The organism is Candidatus Hydrogenedentota bacterium (assembly GCA_035416745.1).
Lineage (GTDB): Bacteria > Hydrogenedentota > Hydrogenedentia > Hydrogenedentales > SLHB01 > UBA2224.
This window is the reverse complement of record DAOLNV010000057.1, coordinates 1-19,252: the sequence shown is the minus strand read 5'-3', so window position 1 is coordinate 19,252 and position 19,252 is coordinate 1. Positions and strand designations below refer to the sequence as shown.

At 62.1% G+C, this 19,252-nt stretch carries 19 protein-coding genes; 8 read left to right on the top strand and 11 right to left on the bottom strand.

Features of this window, described 5'->3' with window-relative positions; genetic code table 11:
- The 4 genes from PLJ71_15780 to PLJ71_15765 all read right to left on the bottom strand — a co-directional run.
- Nucleotides 1-491: type II secretion system protein (locus PLJ71_15780; protein HQM50147.1), on the bottom strand; the 491-nt coding region annotated here is incomplete at its 3' end.
- A gap of 327 nt (nucleotides 492-818) precedes the next feature.
- Nucleotides 819-1,454: a TlpA disulfide reductase family protein gene (locus tag PLJ71_15775; GenBank protein HQM50146.1), complete on the bottom strand. Its 636-nt coding sequence runs from the start codon at nucleotides 1,452-1,454 to the stop codon at nucleotides 819-821.
- A gap of 52 nt (nucleotides 1,455-1,506) precedes the next feature.
- Nucleotides 1,507-2,124: a redoxin domain-containing protein gene (locus PLJ71_15770; GenBank protein ID HQM50145.1), complete on the bottom strand. Its 618-nt coding sequence runs from the start codon at nucleotides 2,122-2,124 to the stop codon at nucleotides 1,507-1,509.
- A 147-nt stretch (nucleotides 2,125-2,271) separates the two neighbouring features.
- On the bottom strand, nucleotides 2,272-5,421 hold the full coding sequence (locus PLJ71_15765; protein HQM50144.1) for an efflux RND transporter permease subunit: 3,150 nt from the start codon (nucleotides 5,419-5,421) through the stop codon (nucleotides 2,272-2,274).
- Between the two features lie 226 nt (nucleotides 5,422-5,647).
- On the opposite strand from PLJ71_15765, the gene PLJ71_15760 reads away from it, so the two are divergent.
- The 3 genes from PLJ71_15760 to PLJ71_15750 all read left to right on the top strand — a co-directional run bounded on the left by PLJ71_15760 (nucleotide 5,648) and on the right by PLJ71_15750 (nucleotide 8,203).
- Entirely contained in the window at nucleotides 5,648-6,010 is a 363-nt protein-coding gene (locus tag PLJ71_15760) for a ferritin-like domain-containing protein (GenBank protein ID HQM50143.1), read from the top strand.
- Between the two features lie 3 nt (nucleotides 6,011-6,013).
- The gene (locus PLJ71_15755; protein HQM50142.1) at nucleotides 6,014-6,829 is read left to right on the top strand and encodes a family 1 encapsulin nanocompartment shell protein; all 816 of its coding nucleotides are present in this window, start codon (nucleotides 6,014-6,016) and stop codon (nucleotides 6,827-6,829) included.
- A gap of 99 nt (nucleotides 6,830-6,928) precedes the next feature.
- Nucleotides 6,929-8,203, top strand: coding sequence for a DUF362 domain-containing protein (locus PLJ71_15750; protein HQM50141.1), 1,275 nt, complete (start codon nucleotides 6,929-6,931; stop codon nucleotides 8,201-8,203).
- 81 nt (nucleotides 8,204-8,284) lie between these two features.
- On the opposite strand, the gene PLJ71_15745 is transcribed toward PLJ71_15750, so the two are convergent.
- From PLJ71_15745 to melA, 3 genes are all read right to left on the bottom strand, one after another.
- Nucleotides 8,285-9,064, bottom strand: coding sequence for a hypothetical protein (locus tag PLJ71_15745; GenBank protein ID HQM50140.1), 780 nt, complete (start codon nucleotides 9,062-9,064; stop codon nucleotides 8,285-8,287).
- Nucleotides 9,065-9,136: 72 nt separating this feature from the next.
- Entirely contained in the window at nucleotides 9,137-9,367 is a 231-nt protein-coding gene (locus tag PLJ71_15740; protein ID HQM50139.1) for a hypothetical protein, read from the bottom strand.
- 259 nt (nucleotides 9,368-9,626) lie between these two features.
- Nucleotides 9,627-10,952: an alpha-galactosidase gene (melA, locus tag PLJ71_15735; GenBank protein ID HQM50138.1), complete on the bottom strand. Its 1,326-nt coding sequence runs from the start codon at nucleotides 10,950-10,952 to the stop codon at nucleotides 9,627-9,629.
- A 351-nt stretch (nucleotides 10,953-11,303) separates the two neighbouring features.
- Here melA and PLJ71_15730 point away from each other — a divergent pair, with 351 nt between their 5' ends.
- The 5 genes from PLJ71_15730 to PLJ71_15710 all read left to right on the top strand — a co-directional run bounded on the left by PLJ71_15730 (nucleotide 11,304) and on the right by PLJ71_15710 (nucleotide 15,786).
- On the top strand, nucleotides 11,304-13,421 hold the full coding sequence (locus PLJ71_15730; GenBank protein ID HQM50137.1) for a hypothetical protein: 2,118 nt from the start codon (nucleotides 11,304-11,306) through the stop codon (nucleotides 13,419-13,421).
- 8 nt (nucleotides 13,422-13,429) lie between these two features.
- On the top strand, nucleotides 13,430-14,458 hold the full coding sequence (locus tag PLJ71_15725; GenBank protein ID HQM50136.1) for a hypothetical protein: 1,029 nt from the start codon (nucleotides 13,430-13,432) through the stop codon (nucleotides 14,456-14,458).
- 62 nt (nucleotides 14,459-14,520) lie between these two features.
- Nucleotides 14,521-14,682 carry a hypothetical protein gene (locus PLJ71_15720; protein ID HQM50135.1) on the top strand — a complete coding sequence of 54 codons (162 nt, stop codon included), beginning with the start codon at nucleotides 14,521-14,523 and terminating at the stop codon, nucleotides 14,680-14,682.
- A gap of 217 nt (nucleotides 14,683-14,899) precedes the next feature.
- Nucleotides 14,900-15,133 (top strand): hypothetical protein, encoded by a 234-nt coding sequence (locus PLJ71_15715; protein HQM50134.1) that lies wholly within the window; start codon nucleotides 14,900-14,902, stop codon nucleotides 15,131-15,133.
- Nucleotides 15,130-15,786, top strand: a complete 657-nt coding sequence (locus PLJ71_15710; protein ID HQM50133.1) for a hypothetical protein — start codon at nucleotides 15,130-15,132, stop codon at nucleotides 15,784-15,786. The genes PLJ71_15715 and PLJ71_15710 overlap by 4 nt, the downstream gene beginning before the upstream one ends.
- Here the strand turns inward: PLJ71_15710 and PLJ71_15705 are convergent.
- The 4 genes from PLJ71_15705 to PLJ71_15690 form a co-directional block, all read right to left on the bottom strand.
- Entirely contained in the window at nucleotides 15,678-16,676 is a 999-nt protein-coding gene (locus PLJ71_15705) for an ATP-binding cassette domain-containing protein (protein ID HQM50132.1), read from the bottom strand. The two genes, PLJ71_15710 and PLJ71_15705, sit on opposite strands and share 109 nt — an antisense overlap.
- Entirely contained in the window at nucleotides 16,673-17,647 is a 975-nt protein-coding gene (locus tag PLJ71_15700; protein HQM50131.1) for an ABC transporter ATP-binding protein, read from the bottom strand. The genes PLJ71_15705 and PLJ71_15700 overlap by 4 nt, the downstream gene beginning before the upstream one ends.
- Nucleotide 17,648: 1 nt before the next feature.
- Nucleotides 17,649-18,548 carry an ABC transporter permease subunit gene (locus tag PLJ71_15695; GenBank protein HQM50130.1) on the bottom strand — a complete coding sequence of 300 codons (900 nt, stop codon included), beginning with the start codon at nucleotides 18,546-18,548 and terminating at the stop codon, nucleotides 17,649-17,651.
- The coding region (locus tag PLJ71_15690; protein ID HQM50129.1) for an ABC transporter permease at nucleotides 18,541-19,252 on the bottom strand (712 nt) is incomplete at its 5' end. The genes PLJ71_15690 and PLJ71_15695, both read right to left, overlap by 8 nt.

Genomic DNA, 19,252 nt, shown 5'->3' with positions numbered 1-19,252 from the left:
TAGAATTCTTCGATGCTGCTCATGGCAAAACCGTGATACCAGTAGGAACGCCCGAGGGCGGCCGCGTAGAAGTAGCGCGCGCTGTCCGCGTCGCCGCCGTTGCGCACGGCCGCCACATGGTCTTCGATGGCGCCCGGGGGAAGTCTGTCGGTCACATAGCTGCCGCTGCCGTCGGCATCGCTGTCCGACGGGCAACGCGCCACGCCGAAGCCGGAAACGTATTCAGGGTAGACGGCCGACGGGTCCGGCGCGGCGAACACCGGAACGCCGCCGTAATTGGAGAACGGCGCAACCGGCGGAAACTTCTCGCCGTCGCTTTCGTTCGCGTACATCTTGAATACCAGGCCCCACTGTTTGAGGTTGTTCGTGCAGCTCGCGCGCCGCGCCGCCTCACGCGCGCGCGCCAGGGCCGGCAACAGAATGGCCGCGAGCACTCCGATGATGGCAATAACAACCAACAGTTCAATCAAGGTAAACCCACGGGTGCGCATGCTAGGTAATCTCCTTGGACCGGGCGCGCCGGTATTACGATTTCCACTTTCGTAATACTATACCGGGAGTTCTTGACAAATGCAAGCCTGCCAATCCCGCTGTTTGGGGCGGTCGGGTGGCCGTGTTGACCGCGGCGCCATTGCCCAAACGCAGGAAGAAGAAGGACTATGCGGTGGACCCCGCGAGATGCTCCTCGGTCAAGGGAACCCGTCTCGGTTGGCTGTGGTTTCTTGTGGTGAAGGTATCTTGCCCGCGTTCGGGAGCAGGCTGGAACCGCGCACCACAAATCGGCCGGACGCAGAGCATCACTCGAATAATCGGATTGACTAGAGCAAGCCTTTCACGGCCTCTTCGAGCGCGCCCTCCGGAACGGGGCCTATCCAGAACTTGCTCAAGCGGCCCTGTTTATCAAACACGAAGGCCGCGGGGAGAGTGCCCTCCCAGCGGGTTTCTTCCAGGCCCAATCGGGCGACGATCTCTTCGGGGCCGGCGGCGTCAATCACCCAAACGGGGAAGGGGACGCCTTTCTCCTTAAGGAAAGGGGCCACGGTATCGTTTATCGAGTCGGCAAGGTCGGCGGAGACGCTGACCAAGGCCACGTCTTCCGACCCGGCGTACTTGTTGTAAAAAGCGATGACCTTGGGCATTTCCTCGACACAAGGAGGGCACCAGGTCGCCCAAAACTTCAAGACAACCACTTTGTTCCTATGTTTCTGGATGACCTCCAGCAATTCAGGGGATGTGACTTTGTTGATTTCCGGAGCAGGGGAGCCCTGGGTCTGGGCGGCAGGCCGGCCGGCCGTGACCGATGTGTCCTCCGAGTCTCTTGGGTTGGTATTCCCGCTGCCTCCGCTCTGGGTACATGCGCCCCAAGTCAGGACAAGGAGAATGCAGAGGGCCGGTGCCGCAAGGCTGAGAAACAGGCCTTTTCCGGCCCTCGTGTTCTCTATTTTTCGAAACATTTGCACCATTTCCCCCGGAAAAACAGCCTTTCCGAGATTTGGTCAGGCCATGTCAGCCCGCACGCTTGATAGTGCAACCCCAGGTGCTGGCCTCGGGGGCAGACACCGCCTTGCCAGCAAGGATTTCGTCCAACGCCGATTTGACGTAATCCTTGAACTCTGCGTCGCCCGGTTCTTTCTGGTTATTGGGGCCGCCATGATAGACAAGCTTGCCGTCCTTGTTAACGATGAACACCTCCGGGGTGCGCTGCGCTCCCGCGGCGTCGGCATACTTGTTTCCAGCATCCTTGAGCACGACATACGTTAGCTTGGCCGTCTCGGCATATTGCTTGATCTGCTCGGGCGTGGTGTCCTTGTGCGAATCGATACTCAGGAACGTCACGCCTTTGTCCTTGTAGGAAGTATAGAGCTTGGACAATACAGGGTCGGCCTTGCGGGAATAGGGGCACTCCTGGGAGGAGAATATCAACACCGTCGGGCCCTTTTTGAGAACCTCCGTCAACTTGTATTCCTTGCCGTCGATGCCGTTCAGCGCGAAGTCAGGCATCTTCTCGCCGATCTTGATCTTGCCTTCCGCCTGAACGTCCCGTCCGGCACGTCCCGCGAGTATGACTATCACGGCAGCGATGGCCAGGCAGCCTATAGCTAACAACACAGTCGTGCGTTTCATCGCAGAACCCTCCTCTCACTCTTTCACTCTTTTGCAGCCCTCCCGATTATAAACAATACTGCTGCAAAGCGCATTTCCGGCGCTGCCGGGACACATCTCGCGGCGCACTTCGCGGAAGGCGACTTGTGGCCGGTCTCGGGATATGCGTTACATTCCCGGCTGCCGCACCCTGCCCGCGATAGCGCTGGCGACGTTGGCCAGGTAGCTGCGAAGCCAGAGGCCCAGGTCGTCGATGAGCGAGTAGAAAAGGGGCACGATGAACAGGGTCAGCACGGTGCCTGTGGTTAGGCCGCCAATGAGCGCACGGCCAAGGCTGTGGAACGAGACCTCGCCGATTTGGGTCCCTTGGGCCAGTGGCACGCATCCCAGAATGGTTGTCAGGGCGGTCATCAATACCGGACGCAGCCGTTCTCGGGATGCCTGAAGGATCGCTGCTTCCCGCTCCATCCCCCGTTCGCGGAGCTGGTTGATATAGTCCACAATCACGATGCCGTTGTTTACAATCACGCCGCACATCAAGATAACGCCGATGAGCGACACCGAATCGAGGGGGACGTCGCTGAGGTACATGCTCCAGTAAACACCGACAAATGCCAGGGGCACCGACGTCAGGATCGAGAGGGGCAGCACAAACGACTCGAACAAAGCGCCCATGACGATGTAGATCAGGATGATTGCGAACAGCAGGGCCACGCGGAAGTTGCGGAAACTGGTATCGAGTTCCTCGGCCTGGTCGCCCATCTCCAGCGAGTAGCCCGAGGGCAGGTTGATCAGTTCGGCAAGGGCCGCGATATCGTCCTTGACCTTCGAGAAGGTTCGCCCGTAGGTTTTTGCCGTGATATTGATGACGTTCTTTCCGTCGACGCGCTGGATATCGCTTGGGGTGCCGGACCGGCGCTTGCTCACCAGGTTTTCGAGCGTCACGAGGCCTCCCGAACGCGTCAGGACGGCTACGTTGTCCAGGTCGGTGAGCGACTTACGGTCTTCGCCCCGAAACCGCGCCCAGAGCGGGATCTCGCGCCCTGCCTGTTTCATGTCAGGCAGTTGCACCCCGCGGAGGGCAAAATCAACCGTGCGGGCGACAACGTACGGGCTGATTCCCGCCCTGGCAACCTGGGTCTCTTCAATGAGCAGCTGAATCTCTTCGTCGCCGCGATCGATGTCGGTCGTGACCTCGGTTACCCCGTCAATGCTGGCGAGCAGGCGGCGAACCTCTTCGGCGTGTTCCCGCAACTGGGGTCCGTTGTCGCCCTGCAGCCGTACCGTAAGGGTGCGCTCGCCCTGGGCGGTCAGCCCGCCGACCCCGGTCTCGATTTTTCCGCCCGGCACGAGGGGCGGCAATTGGCCCGCGAGTATCTCGCGCACCTCCTGGGAACTGTACGGCAACACCATGCCTTGGGGGCAGTCCTCGAGCTGGAGCAGGTATAGACGCACGTAGCCGGCGCGGTCCCCCGGCTGGACGTAGATGTTCTTGATACCGAGACTGTCGCGCTGCCCGTTCAGCAGACTCTCTATGCTGTCAAATACCGGAAGCGTTTGGTCAGGGCCGAAGTTCTGGTCGAAGGAAACCGCGATCTCGACCCGCCGCAAATCGAGAGTCGGCAATTGTTGCAGCCCCACTTCGCGGTACGGGATCAACGCGGTAACAAGAAGAATGGCTGCAACGCCGCACAGGGCCTCCAGGCGGTGAACCATGGTCCACTCGAGCACGCGGTCGTAAGCCCGGAGGGCATGGGTCAGGGGGCCCCATCTCAACAAACCCGTCAAGGGGCCTTTTCGGCGGAAGAAGCTCGAGAGCCGGCGATAGACCGCATAGTGGTGGCGCGGCCGCAGGGAACACGCGGCAACGGGGATTATGGTGAGTGCGACAATCAGGCTCGCGAGCAAGGCTACGGTCACCGGCACCGAAAACTCGCGCATGTGAATGGCCATCTCGCCGTTTTCCATATAAAAAACAGGGACGAATACCACGACGGTCGTGAGCGTGGCCACCGTGATCGCCAAGCCGACTTCATTCGCGCCGCGCTTCGTGCTTTCGAGGGGCGGCAAACCCATCATCGTGTAGCGGCTGATGTTCTCCATGACCACAATGGAACAGTCGACAAGCATGCCTACGCAGATGATCATCGAGGTCAGCGTCACGAGGTTGATGGTCATCCCCCAGAAATACATGAAGATGAGGGCGGGGGTGAGCGAAACCGGAATCGAAAGGGTTACAATGAGAGTGGGGCGGATCCTGCGGAGAAAGAGAAACAGAACCAGCACCGCCAGGCCGCCGCCTTGTATGCCCGCCTCGCGGAGCTTGCCCAGCGCGGAGCGGATTGTCTCCCCGTGGTCGGAGAAGACGAACATCTCGGCACCCTCGAATATGGGCTCCTGCAATGTCCGTGTCACTTCGGCCTTCACGGCTTCACACACGTCGATGGTATTCGCTTCGGACTCCCGTTGCACCGATATGAATACCCCGTGTTTTCCGTCTATGGTGTGCGTCGAAGTGCCGTCTTCTTCACGGAATTCCACGTCCGCCACCTCTTTGAGACGTCTGTTGTTCGGACCCACGATGGTCTCGCGGAGCGCCTCCGGCGTCGTCACCTCGTCGACGGCGCGGACGTGGTACTTGTTGTCCCCTTCGTAGAGTTCGCCGACGCCTTCGTTGACGCTGTTGTTGCGAAGTCTGGCAACCACGTCGTAGAGGGCCAGGTTGTAGTTCCGCAGGGCCGCCTGGTCGAAACCGATGTCGATGCGCTCCTCGCCCGTGCCCGAAACCTCCACTTCGGCCACGCCTGGAATGCGCATGAGCCGGGGCTGCAACACGGTCCTTGTCCAATGGGCCAGCTCGGTATCGTTCTTCCGACGAAGCAGAGCGAGACTGATCACGGGCCAGGTCTCCGAACTCGACCGGCGCAGGAAGATGCGCTCTACGCCTTCGGGCATGCGCAGACGCATCCGCTCGATACGGTCGCGGACGTCCGCCGCGGCGCCGGCAAGGTCCGTGTCCCAGTCGAACCGCATCGAGATATGGCACCCCGCCGCGTTGCAGTTGGTGAAGATTTGTTTCAATGCGGGGATGGTGCGGAACTCGCCCTCGGCGGGGATAGCGACCTCTGCTTCGATTTGGGCGGGCGTTGCGCCCGGGTAGGGAATCCAGACGTATATAACCGGGAACTCGAGTTTCATGATGAGTTCCATCGGGATGAGCTGTAACGCGATGACACCCAAGGCGATAACCGTCACCAGGCCCATCAGCACGGTCACTCGGCGATTCAGCGCTATGGTCGGTAAAGAGACGTTCTTCATGGGACGCGTTTTGCGAAATAGAGCCCGAACCGCGGCTGTTCCTACTTGAATGGAGATCTAAGTTCCCGTATGGTAACGGTATGCGGTCACAATTACCCTTTATAGTACCCGCTTCAAGGCAACTCGTTACGCTGGGCGGCGCCAGCGCGAACCGCGCCGCTCCACAACCGATTGCCCCGCGTCCTGAAGCATGGCAAGGGACCGAAGCGAAAGGAGCGACGAAACGATGAGCAGCGAGTATCATGAACCGTTCGAGAGTCTGTCGGAAAACGCCCGGGATATCCACCGGGCACTGGTCAGCGTGATCGAGGAACTCCAGGCCGTGGACTGGTATCACCAGCGCGCTGAGGGCGCGACCGATCCCGAACTCAAGGAGATCGTGCTCCATAACCGGGATGAGGAACTCGAACATGCGGCTATGGCCCTCGAGTGGCTGCGGCGGCGGATGCCGCCTCTTGACGAGCATCTTCGCACCTATCTGTTCACCGGCGGGAACATCCTCGAGGTCGAGGAAGCCCAGGCGGAAGGCAGCAAGGCGGCAGCCTCGGGCAGTGATCTGGGCATTGGCAGCGGAAAGGAAGGAGCATAATCCATGAGCGATATGTTGAAACGTTCTCTGGCCCCTGTTACGGACGAAGCCTGGGCGGAAATCGAGAACACCGCAAAACAAACCCTTAAACCTCTGCTTTCGGCGCGCAAACTTGTCGATTTCAAGGGTCCCAAGGGCTGGGACTATGCCGCAGTGAACCTCGGGCGCCTCGACATGCCCAAGAAACCGGGGCAGAAGGGCGTCGGCTACGGCATTCGCAAAGTGTTGCCTCTCCTCGAAGCGCGGGTTATGTTCACGCTTCGCATCTGGGAACTCGATAACGTGGCGCGTGGCGCCGCGGACCCGGACCTGGGACCCCTCGAAGAGGCGGCAAAGGAAATCGCCCTTTTCGAGGAGCGCGCCATCTACGCGGGTTTCAAGGAGGGCCACATTGACGGCATTATCCCGACGGCCTCCCAGAAGGCCGTGGTTCTGCCGGCCGATGTCAACGGTTACGCGAAGGCCGTCGCGCAGGGCATCGACGCCATGCAGGCGGACGGCATTGGCGGCCCCTATGCCCTTGTGCTTGGCGCCGCGCCGTACCAGGCGGTGTTGCAGGCAGTGGGACCCGGCTACCCGATCCGCAGGGGCCTGGAGCGGCTTCTAGAGGGAGACGGCGTGATCATGCGCAGCCGCGCCCTGGATGGAGGCGTGCTGCTCTCAACGCGCGGTGGCGATTTCGAGATGACGGTAGGAACCGACCTCTCGATCGGGTATTCCAGCCACGACTCCGAAATGGTGAACCTCTTCCTGACCGAGTCGTTCACGTTCCGCGTGATTCAGCCCGCCGCCGCGGTCGAGCTGAGGCTGGGCAAGTAGCTTAGCGGACAAGCGCTTACAAGGAACAAGGCCGCCCCCGCGGGGGAGGCCGAGAGCGCCAGCTTTTGCGCTTATGTCGAGAGAGGAGCGAGTTAGAACATGCCGGCATCGAAAGTGGCGGTGGTGCAGACGCGCCCGGAGACCGTCCGCGCGGATTACCATCGCGTGCTCAACCTCGCCGGATACCAGGACGTCATCGCGAAGGACGCGGACACGGCGCTCAAGATCAACATCTCCTGGCACTTCTTTTTTCCGGCTTGCTCGACCACGCCCTGGCAGTTGGACGGCGTCATCCACGCCATGTTGAAAGACGGATACAAAAAGGAACTGGTCCACGGCTGCCACAACCGGACGGTGGTGATCGACGCTCACCTGGGCGAACGCGAAAACAAGCAGGTTGACGTACTCGACGCCTACGGCCTGCGCAACGTCCACCTCTACGAAGGCGAAGAGTGGCTCAACATTCGCGACGCCGTGGGGGAACTCACCGGCGAGTTCTTGTGCCTCAACGACGTTTATCCGGACGGTTTCGCGATACCCAAACGGTTCATCGGCGAGAACGTCATACATCTGCCCACCGTGAAAACCCATGTCTTCACCACCACCACGGGCGCCATGAAGAACGCCTTCGGAGGGCTTCTCAACGAACACCGCCACTGGACGCATCCCGTCATTCACGAGACCCTCGTCGACCTGCTCATGATTCAACAGGAGATCCATCGGGGCGTGTTTGCCGTGATGGACGGGACCTTCGCGGGAGACGGACCCGGCCCCCGCTGCATGACGCCCTACGTAAAGAACGTTCTGCTGGCGTCGGCCGACCAGGTGGCGATCGACGCCGTCGCCGCCAAACTTATGGGCTTCGAACCCCTGGACGACTGCGCGTATATCCGCCTGGCCCACGAGAAAGGCCTGGGATGCGGCGACGTGAACGAGCTCGACATCGTCGGCGATGAATTGGCTGCCCGGCAGAACTGGAACTTCTCCGGACCTTTCAAAGAAATGACCTTTGCCAGCAGGATGCAGCACTTGATCTACTGGGGACCCCTGAAAAGACCTCTTGAATGGTCCCTGAAAACGTGGCTTGCGCCGTGGTCGTATATCGCGAGCGTTCTGTACCACGACGCCTACTGGTATCCCTTCAAGAGCAAACGCCAGATGAAACAGTGCCTCGCTTCCGAGTGGGGACGCCTGTTCGAGAATTGGGGCAAGGTCGAGGCAACTGAAGAGGGTTTCCCGAACCCGGGCACGGAGAAACCGGAGTATCGCCGCGGTTTCTGGGGCCTGCTGAAAGAGGCCGCGCGCATTCTCGTGCTGTGCATCAAAGAGGCCCCCGAATTCGCCGCACGCAGACGCCGCGCCGCCCACCGGTAGAGCGGAGCGTGGTTGTTAACGGGAAGGCGTGGCCCAGCCCAGCTCATGAAGCGCAATAACCCATGCGCCCGAAGTTTTGGCCTATTTCAAGGCTTTCGGAACAGAAGGGTTACCGGGGTTCGGCTGCGTCCGTCCGCCCAAAACCACGATATCCATCGAGCGCAACGCCTGCACCACTTCGGGCGTCATCGGATACTTGCCGGGGAAGGGGATGAACTCGATACGGCCGTCGAGGAACAGGACATGTCCGCCCCCTTTATGATTGTCCGGCCGTTCCACGAGAATGGGGATCGATGCGGCGTACAATACGCCCGCCGTCCATTCGGCCCCGTCGGGGATGAACATGCGCTCGACCCCCTGGCGCAAGCGCAGTAACGGCGCGCCATGCCCGTCGTCGAGGTCACCCTCGAAATCGCCGCCCTCGGCCACGCGCCGGTTGTAGGCGTCGCGAAACGCCAGGAGCCTTTCCTGATTCGGCAGCGCATAGCCCAGATACCAGTAGCTATGGTCGTCCATCGCGCGGGCGATGTCGTTCGGAGCAGGCGCCGCCGGCAGTACCGGGGCCTTCTCGTTCGCGGGGCAAGTCAGGATGCCGGGTTCCGTGAGGTATCTGGGATAGACCGCATCCCATTTCGCGGCCAGGCGGCCCTGAGCCGGATCGAGTACCGGATAGTATCCCCGCGGCTCCTTGTCCGCATAAAGCCGGAATGCGAGCGCTATGAGTTTGACGTTTTGCTCGCATCCCGCAAGCTGAGCCATGAGGCGCACATGGCCGAGAGCGTACAGGGTCACTGAAATGGCGATGACCGCGATCGAACACACAACCGCAACGACGATCTTCGTGCCCATATCGCTTCTCATGGCGACGTTCCCCGCCCGAGTGCCGGCATCTCAACCATGCGCAACAGTATACCGTAGAGCAAAAGCGGGCGGTCACGCTCGCGGCTGCGCCTGGCGCACCCAGTTCCGGCGGAGATAGTCGATGTAAAACCGCGCATTCTCGATGGGCACGTTGCTCGGGATGTGGTTGACCACGGCAAACACGAAACCAGGGCAGTCGACCGCCATCTCGAGGGTAGCATCGAGCTCGGGGCAAACAGACGAAAATGGGGATTGACCCAAGATTCTCTGCGCAGCAAAACTCCCGCTGTGGCGCGGTTTCATGACCGCGCCACTCCTGCGACCGCAAGGTCTCCAAAACACAAGGATGCGCGGGCGTATCCGCCCGCGGCGTGACCAAGGGGCCGGTTGGAAAACCGGTCCTCCGTTGGGGACGGACAGGAAGGACCGCCCTCCGTTGGGGACGGACACGTCTCGTGCGCCTGTCGCGGAGTCGCTTGCGCCATCCGCGTACGCGTGTTGCGCATCGGGCACTCGCTTGCACCAGTCACGAACACGTTGGCGGCGCGAAATGCTGCTGTGCTCAGAAGGATGTGGTCTTGAATTGCGGCAGGTACGCCTTGTTCTTGCGAAACATCTCGGCGACCATCTTCTTGATCTCGGCGAGCGAGAGCACCGCCGCGGTGAGCGGATCGTAGGCGATGGCCTGGAACACGCGTTTGGGGTCGCCGGTGAGGCATCCCTCGACCGCCATTTCCTCGGACGCGACCGCGGCGGCGGTCAGGGCCGCGCACTGGGGCGGCAATGCCCCGACGTGAATCGGGTTAAGCCCGCGCCTGTCGGCGAGCACGGGCACCTCGACACACGCATCCTGCGGCAGATTGGTGACGAGGCCCGTGTTGGGCACGTTGCCGTTGAATTTGTAAGGGTCGCCGCCCATCCGCGCGTTGATGATATTTGAAGCGTATTCGTGGCCGCGCTCGAGCGGGAACGGCGCGCCGTCGGCGAACCATTTCTTGACCTCGGCCTTCCATGTGCGGTCGCGTTTGCGGTACTCGTCGAGGATGTAGGCGTACTCGCCCGGGTTCCATCCCGTGCCGTTTTTGCAATACGCATCGATGAGTTCGGGGCGTTTCCGGAACCACCAGTTGTACTCGGAGTTGTGCCCGCTCGATTCGGTGACGTAATAGTCGAGATGCAGGAACATCTCGTTGCGCACCTGCTCGTGGTTGCGCACCGCTTTGCGTTGCATGGCCTTGCGGATCAGCGGATAGGCGTCTTTGCCGTTCCATTTGTATTCGATGAACCACGAGAGATGGTTGATGCCCGCGCAGACAAACGTGATCTCGTTCATGGGCGCGCCGATCCACTCGGCGAGCATGGCCGCCGTGCCCTGAACGCTATGGCACAGCCCCGAGACCTGCACGCTGGTCTCGCGCTGCATGGCGCGGCACAGCATGGCCATCGGGTTGGTGTAATTGAGCAGGAGCGCATTGGGACAATGCCGTTCGATGTCCCGGCAGATATCCAACATGACCGGGATGGTGCGCAATGCGCGGAAGATGCCGCTCGGACCCCGCGTGTCGCCCACGTTGGTGTCCACACCGTACTTCTTGGGAATGAGGATATCGTGCTGCCAGATCTTCACATCGCCGCTGAGGATGGTGCAAAGCACGGCGTCCGCGCCTTTGAGGGCCGCTTTGCGGTCCATGGTGGCCTCGACTTTCGCGGGATAATTGCCCCGTTCGACGATCGATTTGCACGCCCGGTAGGCGAAATCGAGCCGCTCTTCGTCGATGTCCATGAGCGATATGGTGGCATCCCGCAACAACGGAAAGGTCAAGATGTCACGGACAAGTCCCCGCGTGAACCCCAAGCTGCCGGCCCCGATAAATGCGATTTTGGCCATAATGACCCTCCGGAATCCTTCAAGGCGATGGTGTGGAAAGCCGATCGGCAGACAAAACGCCGCGCTTTGCGCCGGGCATTCCCCCGAACTGTCAACGGGGGATTATGCCGCATTGCTTCACCCGGATAAAGAGAAAACCGTGTCCCGCAGGGTGTCCGGCGGCCTTTCGCCTGAGAGGCGTGTTTGTGTGCGGCGCGCGGACGCGCGTACCATGCCTTCTCGAAGCGGATGCGCTGAGAGATACACGCGGCGGAAACGCTACGGCGCGGGCGGGCCCGTTTGAGAAGCCCCGCCACTGCCAATTTTAAGCCGCGTTCCGCACCTTGAGCGCAAACCGGGGGGAGGTGGCCAGTGCCGTATAGGAGGATTCCGGCGTGGGCGCTCATGGCATGCCTGTTCACGGGTATACTCTTCTGGACCGCCCGGGCCCAACCCGGGCAGGATACGCCTGCGAGCGATGCCGCACGGTCTGGGGTGCAATCCGCTCCGGTGCTCACCGTGGACATGGGCCATCCATGGAGGCCGCCGTTCGGTCTCGGCCGTGTCGGTCAACCCACTCGCATCGTCATCGAGCCTCCGGACAAGATCGACAATGAAGACCAGACCCTCCTCGTCGGGTACCGTGAAGGCGTCGCGGTATTGCGGGAGCAAATCGAGTTTTCCGCTGAGTTCCCTGCCATCCGGGAAATGGACCCCTCTATAGACCGGGTCGTTCTGCTTGCCGGGAGCGGCGAAACGTGGCGGGAAATCGCTTCTCAAATCATACCCGGGCGGGAATTTGAAGCCGAGGCTATAGCATGCCTCGAGACGCCTATCAATCCCATCGATCTCGGTGCCGTCTTCCCGCGATATGATTGGCTTGTGCTGTGCCCCGGCCGCCGGGCACTCGTGAACGTGGCCGCATTCTCCCGCACCGCGGACATACCCGGCGCGCGCGTGACCGCCTGGTTCGAGTCACAGCCGTCGCCGCCCGCGGAGGTTCCCCTGTCACTGAGCCGGGGCATACGCGCGCAAACCGAGATGGAGCTGCGCGAACCGTCTTTTGATGTTAAGGGCGACATCCTTCAGGTCTATATCCAGGGTCCCGACGGAAAAGAGCTGTGGCACAAACAAATCCACGTGATGCTAGTCAAGGAACCACCAACGTGGCCGCGATTCGGCGCACGCGAGACGAAACTGCGCTACGACCTGCCGATCTCCGTCCGCGACCCGAAGACTGGAGCCCTGTCGACCATGCCCTACGAGGAGGGGTGGTCCGAGGAGTTGAAGGATGTTGTGGTGTTTTTGCCCAACGGGAGCCGCTTTGTCTTCTGGCGCGGCTCGAATTATGTCCCATTCTGGGCGGGGCGGCACAATACCGGCTTGAGCTACGAGTGGGCCGAAACCGGACCGCTCCCCGAAGGGTTTGTCGATTCCGTCGAGCCGCTCATGGACAAGGAACTCCGCTACGGACGGGTCTCGATCGTAGAATCGACCCCGGCGCGGGTCCATGTCCGGTGGACATACCAGTCCTGCGATTTTCTTTACAAGGTGTGGGGCGATGCGGCCCAGGAAGACTTCTATTTCTATCCGGACGGTTTTGGCACGCGGGTGTTGACGCTCAAGAGCACACCGAATGCCGACTACGAACTTAGCGAGTTCATCGGGCTTGCGCCTCCGGAGGGGTTTCCGTTCGATTTGGTTCCTGCTGACCCGGTCCGTTGTTTAGGGCTTGATGGGGCGTCGTCGTCCGTTCCGATACCGTTTGTGACGGAGAAAGTCCCGCCCGGGCCGAAGCCGCCGCTCGTTTACCGCGTGCAGTTCCATAAAGAGGAAAGCGAGACGGCGGTCTATTTCAATCCGCGGGATCCGTTCCCCGTTGAGGAGCTGGTAACGTTCCGTCCATTCTACGAGCGCGGCTACATGGTAACGCCGGCGTACTGGGGCAGCCACTGGCCCTTGGCGCGGGGGAAGACGACCGGATGGGCGATCGACGACCGGATCCATGTCAGCCCTTCGCACAACAGCCTCATGAGTTGGGCGAGGCACCGGCCCGAACCGGTATGGCGCCGCACCGGCCCGTCGGTTGACACATTGGGCCGCTCCAGGGAAATGTTGACCCAATGTTGGGTATGGCTGATCGGCATGACAGGCGAGCCGGACGAAAGGCTGGTCGCGCGGGCGCGCAGTTTCAGCCAGCCGGCCGCGGTCGAGGCGCAGGGCGCGGAAACCGGCGGCGATCCGTATGTCCCCGAGCGCCGCGCCTACAAGCTCGATGTCGAAGGCGACAAGGTTGCCATCACGATCAAGCCGTCCGTATCCTGCGTGAATCCGGTCTTTGAATTGCCGGGCGCCCCGAAGACGCTCGGCCGGGTCACGTTTGCGGATCGAGTGTTGCGAGACGACGAATACGCGTGGGACGGTCAGACGCTCTGGCTGGGCGTCGATGTCGACGGTCCCGCCATACTGGAACTCGAATTCAGAAAGTAGGGAGACCGATGTTCAACAGAACTGCATTAGTGGGCGTTGCATTGGCTGTTTGCGCCCTTGTGTCGCGCGCCACGTTTGCCGGCGACAGTCCGAATTCGGCCGCGCCGCCCAACCCAAAGCTCGTGAAATTGCCCTTCAGCTTTCCCACGGGCATGGAAAACACGCCGATCATCTTCAATGGCCGTCCTCTTCTGGTCGACAACCACCGCCCGGGCGGTTTCAAGGCCAAAGGCGAGGACGCTTATCTATTCATTCGAGACCTGACGACCGGGGAGGAGGTGGCGCGTTTCGGAAAAGGCCATTCTTTCGTGAGCGCGTTTGTCAACGGCCCCGAACTGAATGTGTTCGCCACGGAGTTTACCGACTTTGGCGAGGTAATCAACACGAAATGTATCAACCGCTTCGCTACCACCGACCTCAAAACCTGGAAACAGGAACTCGCGATCGCCCGGGACGGCACGGAGGAATTCTTCAATTCGTCGGTCTGCCGCGATGAGCAGGGCTTCCTCATGGCCTACGAATCCCAGGTGCCCGTGAAATGGTGCTTCCGATTCGCCCGGTCAAAAGACCTGTCGCACTGGGAGAAGATGCCAGGATTGGATTTCGCCGACGCCGAGGGCAATACGGCGTGCGCCAATCCGACAATCCGGTATTTGGCTCCCTATTACTATGTCATGTACGGCGTCTGGAGCTTTCAGGAGCGGCCCTGGAAGTGTTACCACTATCTCTTGCCCGAAACCCGCTACGTGACGGTTGTAGCGCGCTCGAAGGATCTCGTTGCGTGGGATGTAAGCCCATGCGAAGGGCCCATGCTCGATCCCGTTACGGGTGAAGGCATCAACAATACCGACGCGGACCTGTTCGAGTTCGAGGGCAACACCTACATCTTCTATGCAACAGGCGACCAGGCCACCTGGGGGACCATCCGCGTTGCCATGTATGCTGGGCCGATGCGAGCATTGTTCGAAAGCTACTTTCCGGAAGTCGTGCCTACGATCAAATTCGACGCCGCGGAAAGAAGGTATATCTATCCGTAAAGGTGAGTGGGGCCGCACGCCGCGTGTTGCAGAGCCCTTGAGTGAGTTTTTGGAGGGTCGCCATGTTTCGTACGAAGGCCGGCATTGACCCCGCCAACTCGGCCCTGCCGCGCAATGTGACACTGACCTTGCCCGAGGGAACGGCTACTGTGCGGTTTGAAGACGCCGCATTCGCCGTCACCCTGCCCGGCGCCGCGTCTCAGACCTTCACCGAATCGCGTTAGGGCGAGGGGCGCCGCGGGAAGAAATCCGCTGCAGTGAGCACGGAAACGGGCGGAGAAGAGCGCCTCCGGAGCTTCGAGTGGCTATCTATGTCAACCGAAGCGCACTCGATTTGGCACGGAACGCGCTCGGGACGATGCCTGCTACGGTGTCTGCTGCCGGCTGTGGTACTCTCGCAGCCGTACGCGAAAAAGTCCAGGGACGCAGAGGGCCAATGTCATGGAAGACATCACCAGTCTTGAGGCGCAGCTTGCCCGTGATGCGGGTCTCGAACCCGGACTGCACGCCGTAGACCGCCGGGCGCGTCTGGTGGCGCGCACGTGGCACCGGAATCCGGAGCTGGCATCGGCGCTCACACACCGCGGCGTCAACCTAGGGATGCCGCTCGAACAAGTGCTGGTGCGCGACCTGGTCCCCATTTTCGCCGAGGCCGACAAGCGAGGCCGCGCATGACCCGGCCACGGAACGCACGGCCAGCCATTTTCTTCTGTCTCATGGGGTACCGGGGGGCGGAACGCGTCGCCGAGGCGCTCCTTACCCGGGCGGACATCGACCTGGTGACCCTCGACCCTACCACGGAACTGCTTACCCACCGAGGCACCCCCAACGAATCGCTCTACGCGTACAACCCCGACGACCTCGTCCAGCGGGCGAACGCGGAAGCTCTGCGGCGCATCGGTGAAGCGTCCGAGGCTATGCGGGGCGGCGCGCTGCGGTCAAACTATCCTTTTCTCGAACGCGCCGTGGTTGAAAGCCTGGAAACAACCCTGTTGGAGGCGTTGCGGCGCGATCTCGTGGCCGAGCTCGTGGCTGTCGAGAGCTTGCATAACACCGCGCAACAGCGCGACCTTCGGCTGTTGGTGGTGTCGGAGGACCACAGCCGGGACATGCGCGCCCTCGTGCAATACGCCCGGCACTTGGGCATTCCGTCGCTGCAGATTCTCCACGGGGTGCCCGTGGGCCCGGCCTCGCCCACGTTTCTGATCAGCCGGACGCGTCAGAGCCGCTCGTGCTCGATTTCCCCGATGCGGATGCAGGCGGCCTGGTGGTGTTCGCCGCAGGATTCGAGCGGCGGCAGCAGTTCCGCGCACCGGGGTTCCGCGTAGGGACAGCGCGGATGGAACGGGCAGCCCGGCGGCGGGTTCAACGGCGAAGCGGGTTCGCCCCGCAGGGCCACGCGCTGCCGGGCCTTTTCTCGCGCCGGATCGGGGACGGGGATCGCGCTGATAAGCGCTTTGGTGTAGGGATGGCGCGAACGCTGGAACACGCCGGTTGCGGGCCCCAGCTCGACGATGCGGCCGAGATACATCACGGCGATCCGGTGCGAGAGGTAATGGACCACCGACAAATCGTGGGCGATGAACAGCAGGGTCAGGCCCATCTGATCGCGCAGCCGGGCGATGAGATTGAGGATCTGCGCCTGCACCGACACGTCGAGGGCGGATACCGGTTCGTCGGCGATCACCAGCTTGGGTTCGAGCGCCAAGGCGCGGGCGATGGCGATCCGCTGCCGCTGGCCGCCCGAGAACTCATGCGGATACTTGCGCACGAAACGCGGCGCGAGACCGACCAGCTCCATCAATTCCGACACGCGGCGGGTCACGCCCGTCCCGTTCACGAGACCGTGCACGCGCAACGGTTCAGCCAGCGCGTCGAATACCGTCATGCGCGGATTCAGCGACGCGTAGGGGTCCTGGAAGATCATCTGAAGCCGGGGCCGGATGCCACGGAACGCGTCTTCGGAGAGACCGCTGATCTCGCGGCCCTCGAACGCCACGACGCCTTCGGTCGGCGGTACGAGACGCACTACGGCGCGCGCAAGCGTTGACTTGCCGCAACCCGATTCGCCCACGAGGCCGACGGTCTCGCCCGGGGCGATATCGAGACTCACGCCGTCAACTGCCCGCACCGTCCCTATACGCCGCCGCCGGATAATGCCCGAATATACCTGGAAATGGACCCTGAGGCCGCGCAGTTCGAGCAAGGGCTGCGTCATAGTTCGCCCTCCTGCACGCGGAAACAGGCGGTATGGCGCCCTGCGCCTATCGCTTGCAGCGCAATGATGCCTTGCTTGCAGCGTTCGGTCGCCTTCGCGCACCGCGCCGCGAACGGGCAGCCCTCGACAGGCGCCATGAGGTCCGGCGGGAGACCCGGGATGGTGTGAAGCGGCTCGCCCTTGATATGAGTTGACGGCAGCGACTGGAGCAACGCCTCGGTGTAGGGGTGGCGCGGCCGCGCGAACAGGTCCTCGGTGGCGGCCGATTCCATGATCTTCCCGGCATACATGACGTAGATCCGCCGGCATACCCGCGCCACAACGCCCAGGTCGTGCGTGATCAGGATCACCGCCATGCCCATCTCCTGTTGGAGCCGCGCGAGCAGCTCGAGGATTTGCGCCTGAATCGTGACATCGAGCGCGGTCGTCGGCTCGTCGGCGATGAGAAGCTTGGGCCGCGTGATCAACGCCATCGCGATCATCACGCGCTGACGCATGCCGCCGGAAAACTCGTGAGGCCAGGCGCTCAGGCTTCTCTCTTCGTCCTGGATACCCACGAGCTTGAGCATGGCCGCCGCGCGCGTTCGCGCGTCGTGCCGCGAGACCCCCTGGTGGACTCGAAGCGGCTCGACGATCTGGTCGCCGACGCGCATGAAGGGGTTCAACGCCGTCATGGGGTCCTGGAAGATCATCGAGATCGCCTGGCCGCGGATGCCTCGAAGAGTCTTGGCGCCGCAGGTCAGCAGGTCCACCCCATCGAACGCAGCCGCTCCCTTCTCGATGCGCCCGGGCGGCGCCGGGATCAGACCCAGCAACGACAGATTCGCCACGGACTTCCCGGACCCCGATTCGCCGACGATGCCGATGGTCTCGCCAGGTTCGACGCGAAACGACACGCCGTCCACCGCGCGCACGACACCCTCGCGCGTGTGGAAACAGGTCGTCAGGCCGTTTACGTCCAACAGCGGCATGTCAATCCTTCGATGCGCGCACGTCGAGTGCGTCGCGAAGTCCGTCTCCGAGGAAATTCAGCGCAAATAGCGTGAGGGACAAGGCAACGCTGGGGAACACGAGCATCCATGGATAGTACTCCATGGTTTGCACGCCCTCGTTGATGAGAAGTCCCCACGAACTCATCGGCGCCTGGACGCCGAGTCCCAGATAGCTGAGAAACGCTTCGAGCAACATCACGCGGGGCACCGTCAGCGTGGCGTAGACGATGATCGGCCCGAGCGTGTTGGGAATCAGGTGCCACAACAGTACCCGGTAGCGGGGCAGCCCCATGATCGTGGCCGCTTCGATGAACTCCTTCTGCCGCAAGGAAATCACCTGGCCGCGGACGATCCGCGCCATGGTCAGCCACTCCACGGCCCCGATCGCCATGAACAGCAGCACGATGTTGCGCCCAAAAAACACCGTGAGGATGATCACGAAGATCACGAACGGCAGCGAATAAAGGATATCGACCAGACGCATCATTGCGGCGTCGGTGCGGCCGCCGGCATAGCCCGCGCACGCCCCGTAGAGAACCCCCACGCACAGCGATACCGCCGTTGCCGCGAAACCGACCATGAGCGAGATCCGCCCGCCGTACAACATGCGCGTGAACAGGTCGCGGCCGAGCAAATCGGTGCCGAACCAGTGCCCGGGGCTCGGCGGCGACGCGCCCAGGGCCAAATCCTGTTCCTCGTAGCCGTAGGGGGCGATCCAGGGCGTGAGCAACGACAGAACGAGCAGCGCAGAGAGCACGATCAGTCCCCCAACCGCGAGACGGTTCTTGCGCAGGCGGACGAGCGCGTCGCGCCAGAGCGACGAGCCCCGTTCCTCCATGGCGGGCGAACCGGTGTGGCCGGGAGACTGCGCCTCACTCATAGCGCACCCTCGGATCGAGCCACGCTTGGGCAAGGTCGACAAACAGGTTGAACAGCAAGATGAGCAGCGCAAAGAAGAGCACCGTGCCCAGGATCATGGTGTAATCGCGGTGCAGCGCCGCGCCCACGAACTCGGTCCCCAGCCCGGGGACCTGAAAGATGCTCTCGACCACGAACGACCCCGTGATAAGGCCTGCGGCGGCGGGTCCGAGAAACGCCACCACGGGCTGAATGCCCCCGCGCAACGCGTGGCGCAACACCACCCGCGCTTCCGACAAGCCCTTCGCCCGAGCCGTGCGAATGAAATCCTGCGAGAGCACTTCGAGCATCCCCCCGCGGCTCAACCGCGCGATGTATGCGGCGTACGGCACCCCGAGCGTGATCGCGGGGAGGATCTTGTCTTCGGGGAATTCCCAGCCGGACACCGGCAACCAGCCCAGACGGATCGACAGCACAAGCACAAGAAGCGGCCCCAGCACGAAGTTGGGGATGCAAATGCCCGCCATGGCGAACGACATCGGCAAGTGGTCCGTGAGCGTGTTGGGACGCAGCGACGCGGTTACCCCGGCGCATAGCCCCACGATGACGGCGACCGCGAGACCGTACAGGCCGAGTTCGAGCGACACCGGGAACCGGTACGCGATCCATTCGCTCACGGTGCGGCTGGGTTTCTCGAAGGACGGGCCCAGGTCGCCGTGGAGCAGG

What these genes read in the sequence shown, in the direction of transcription:
- PLJ71_15710 (HQM50133.1), top strand. Translation starts at nt 15,130, where the DNA reads ATGACCCGGCCACGGAACGCACGGCCAGCCATTTTCTTCTGTCTCATG.
- PLJ71_15705 (HQM50132.1), bottom strand. Translation starts at nt 16,676, where the DNA reads ATGACGCAGCCCTTGCTCGAACTGCGCGGCCTCAGGGTCCATTTCCAG.
- PLJ71_15700 (HQM50131.1), bottom strand. Translation starts at nt 17,647, where the DNA reads ATGCCGCTGTTGGACGTAAACGGCCTGACGACCTGTTTCCACACGCGC.
- PLJ71_15695 (HQM50130.1), bottom strand. Translation starts at nt 18,548, where the DNA reads ATGAGTGAGGCGCAGTCTCCCGGCCACACCGGTTCGCCCGCCATGGAG.
- PLJ71_15745 (HQM50140.1), bottom strand. Translation starts at nt 9,064, where the DNA reads ATGAGAAGCGATATGGGCACGAAGATCGTCGTTGCGGTTGTGTGTTCG.
- PLJ71_15740 (HQM50139.1), bottom strand. Translation starts at nt 9,367, where the DNA reads ATGAAACCGCGCCACAGCGGGAGTTTTGCTGCGCAGAGAATCTTGGGT.
- PLJ71_15775 (HQM50146.1), bottom strand. Translation starts at nt 1,454, where the DNA reads ATGTTTCGAAAAATAGAGAACACGAGGGCCGGAAAAGGCCTGTTTCTC.
- PLJ71_15760 (HQM50143.1), top strand. Translation starts at nt 5,648, where the DNA reads ATGAGCAGCGAGTATCATGAACCGTTCGAGAGTCTGTCGGAAAACGCC.
- melA (HQM50138.1), bottom strand. Translation starts at nt 10,952, where the DNA reads ATGGCCAAAATCGCATTTATCGGGGCCGGCAGCTTGGGGTTCACGCGG.
- PLJ71_15765 (HQM50144.1), bottom strand. Translation starts at nt 5,421, where the DNA reads ATGAAGAACGTCTCTTTACCGACCATAGCGCTGAATCGCCGAGTGACC.
- PLJ71_15770 (HQM50145.1), bottom strand. Translation starts at nt 2,124, where the DNA reads ATGAAACGCACGACTGTGTTGTTAGCTATAGGCTGCCTGGCCATCGCT.
- PLJ71_15755 (HQM50142.1), top strand. Translation starts at nt 6,014, where the DNA reads ATGAGCGATATGTTGAAACGTTCTCTGGCCCCTGTTACGGACGAAGCC.
- PLJ71_15750 (HQM50141.1), top strand. Translation starts at nt 6,929, where the DNA reads ATGCCGGCATCGAAAGTGGCGGTGGTGCAGACGCGCCCGGAGACCGTC.
- PLJ71_15725 (HQM50136.1), top strand. Translation starts at nt 13,430, where the DNA reads ATGTTCAACAGAACTGCATTAGTGGGCGTTGCATTGGCTGTTTGCGCC.
- PLJ71_15715 (HQM50134.1), top strand. Translation starts at nt 14,900, where the DNA reads ATGGAAGACATCACCAGTCTTGAGGCGCAGCTTGCCCGTGATGCGGGT.
- PLJ71_15720 (HQM50135.1), top strand. Translation starts at nt 14,521, where the DNA reads ATGTTTCGTACGAAGGCCGGCATTGACCCCGCCAACTCGGCCCTGCCG.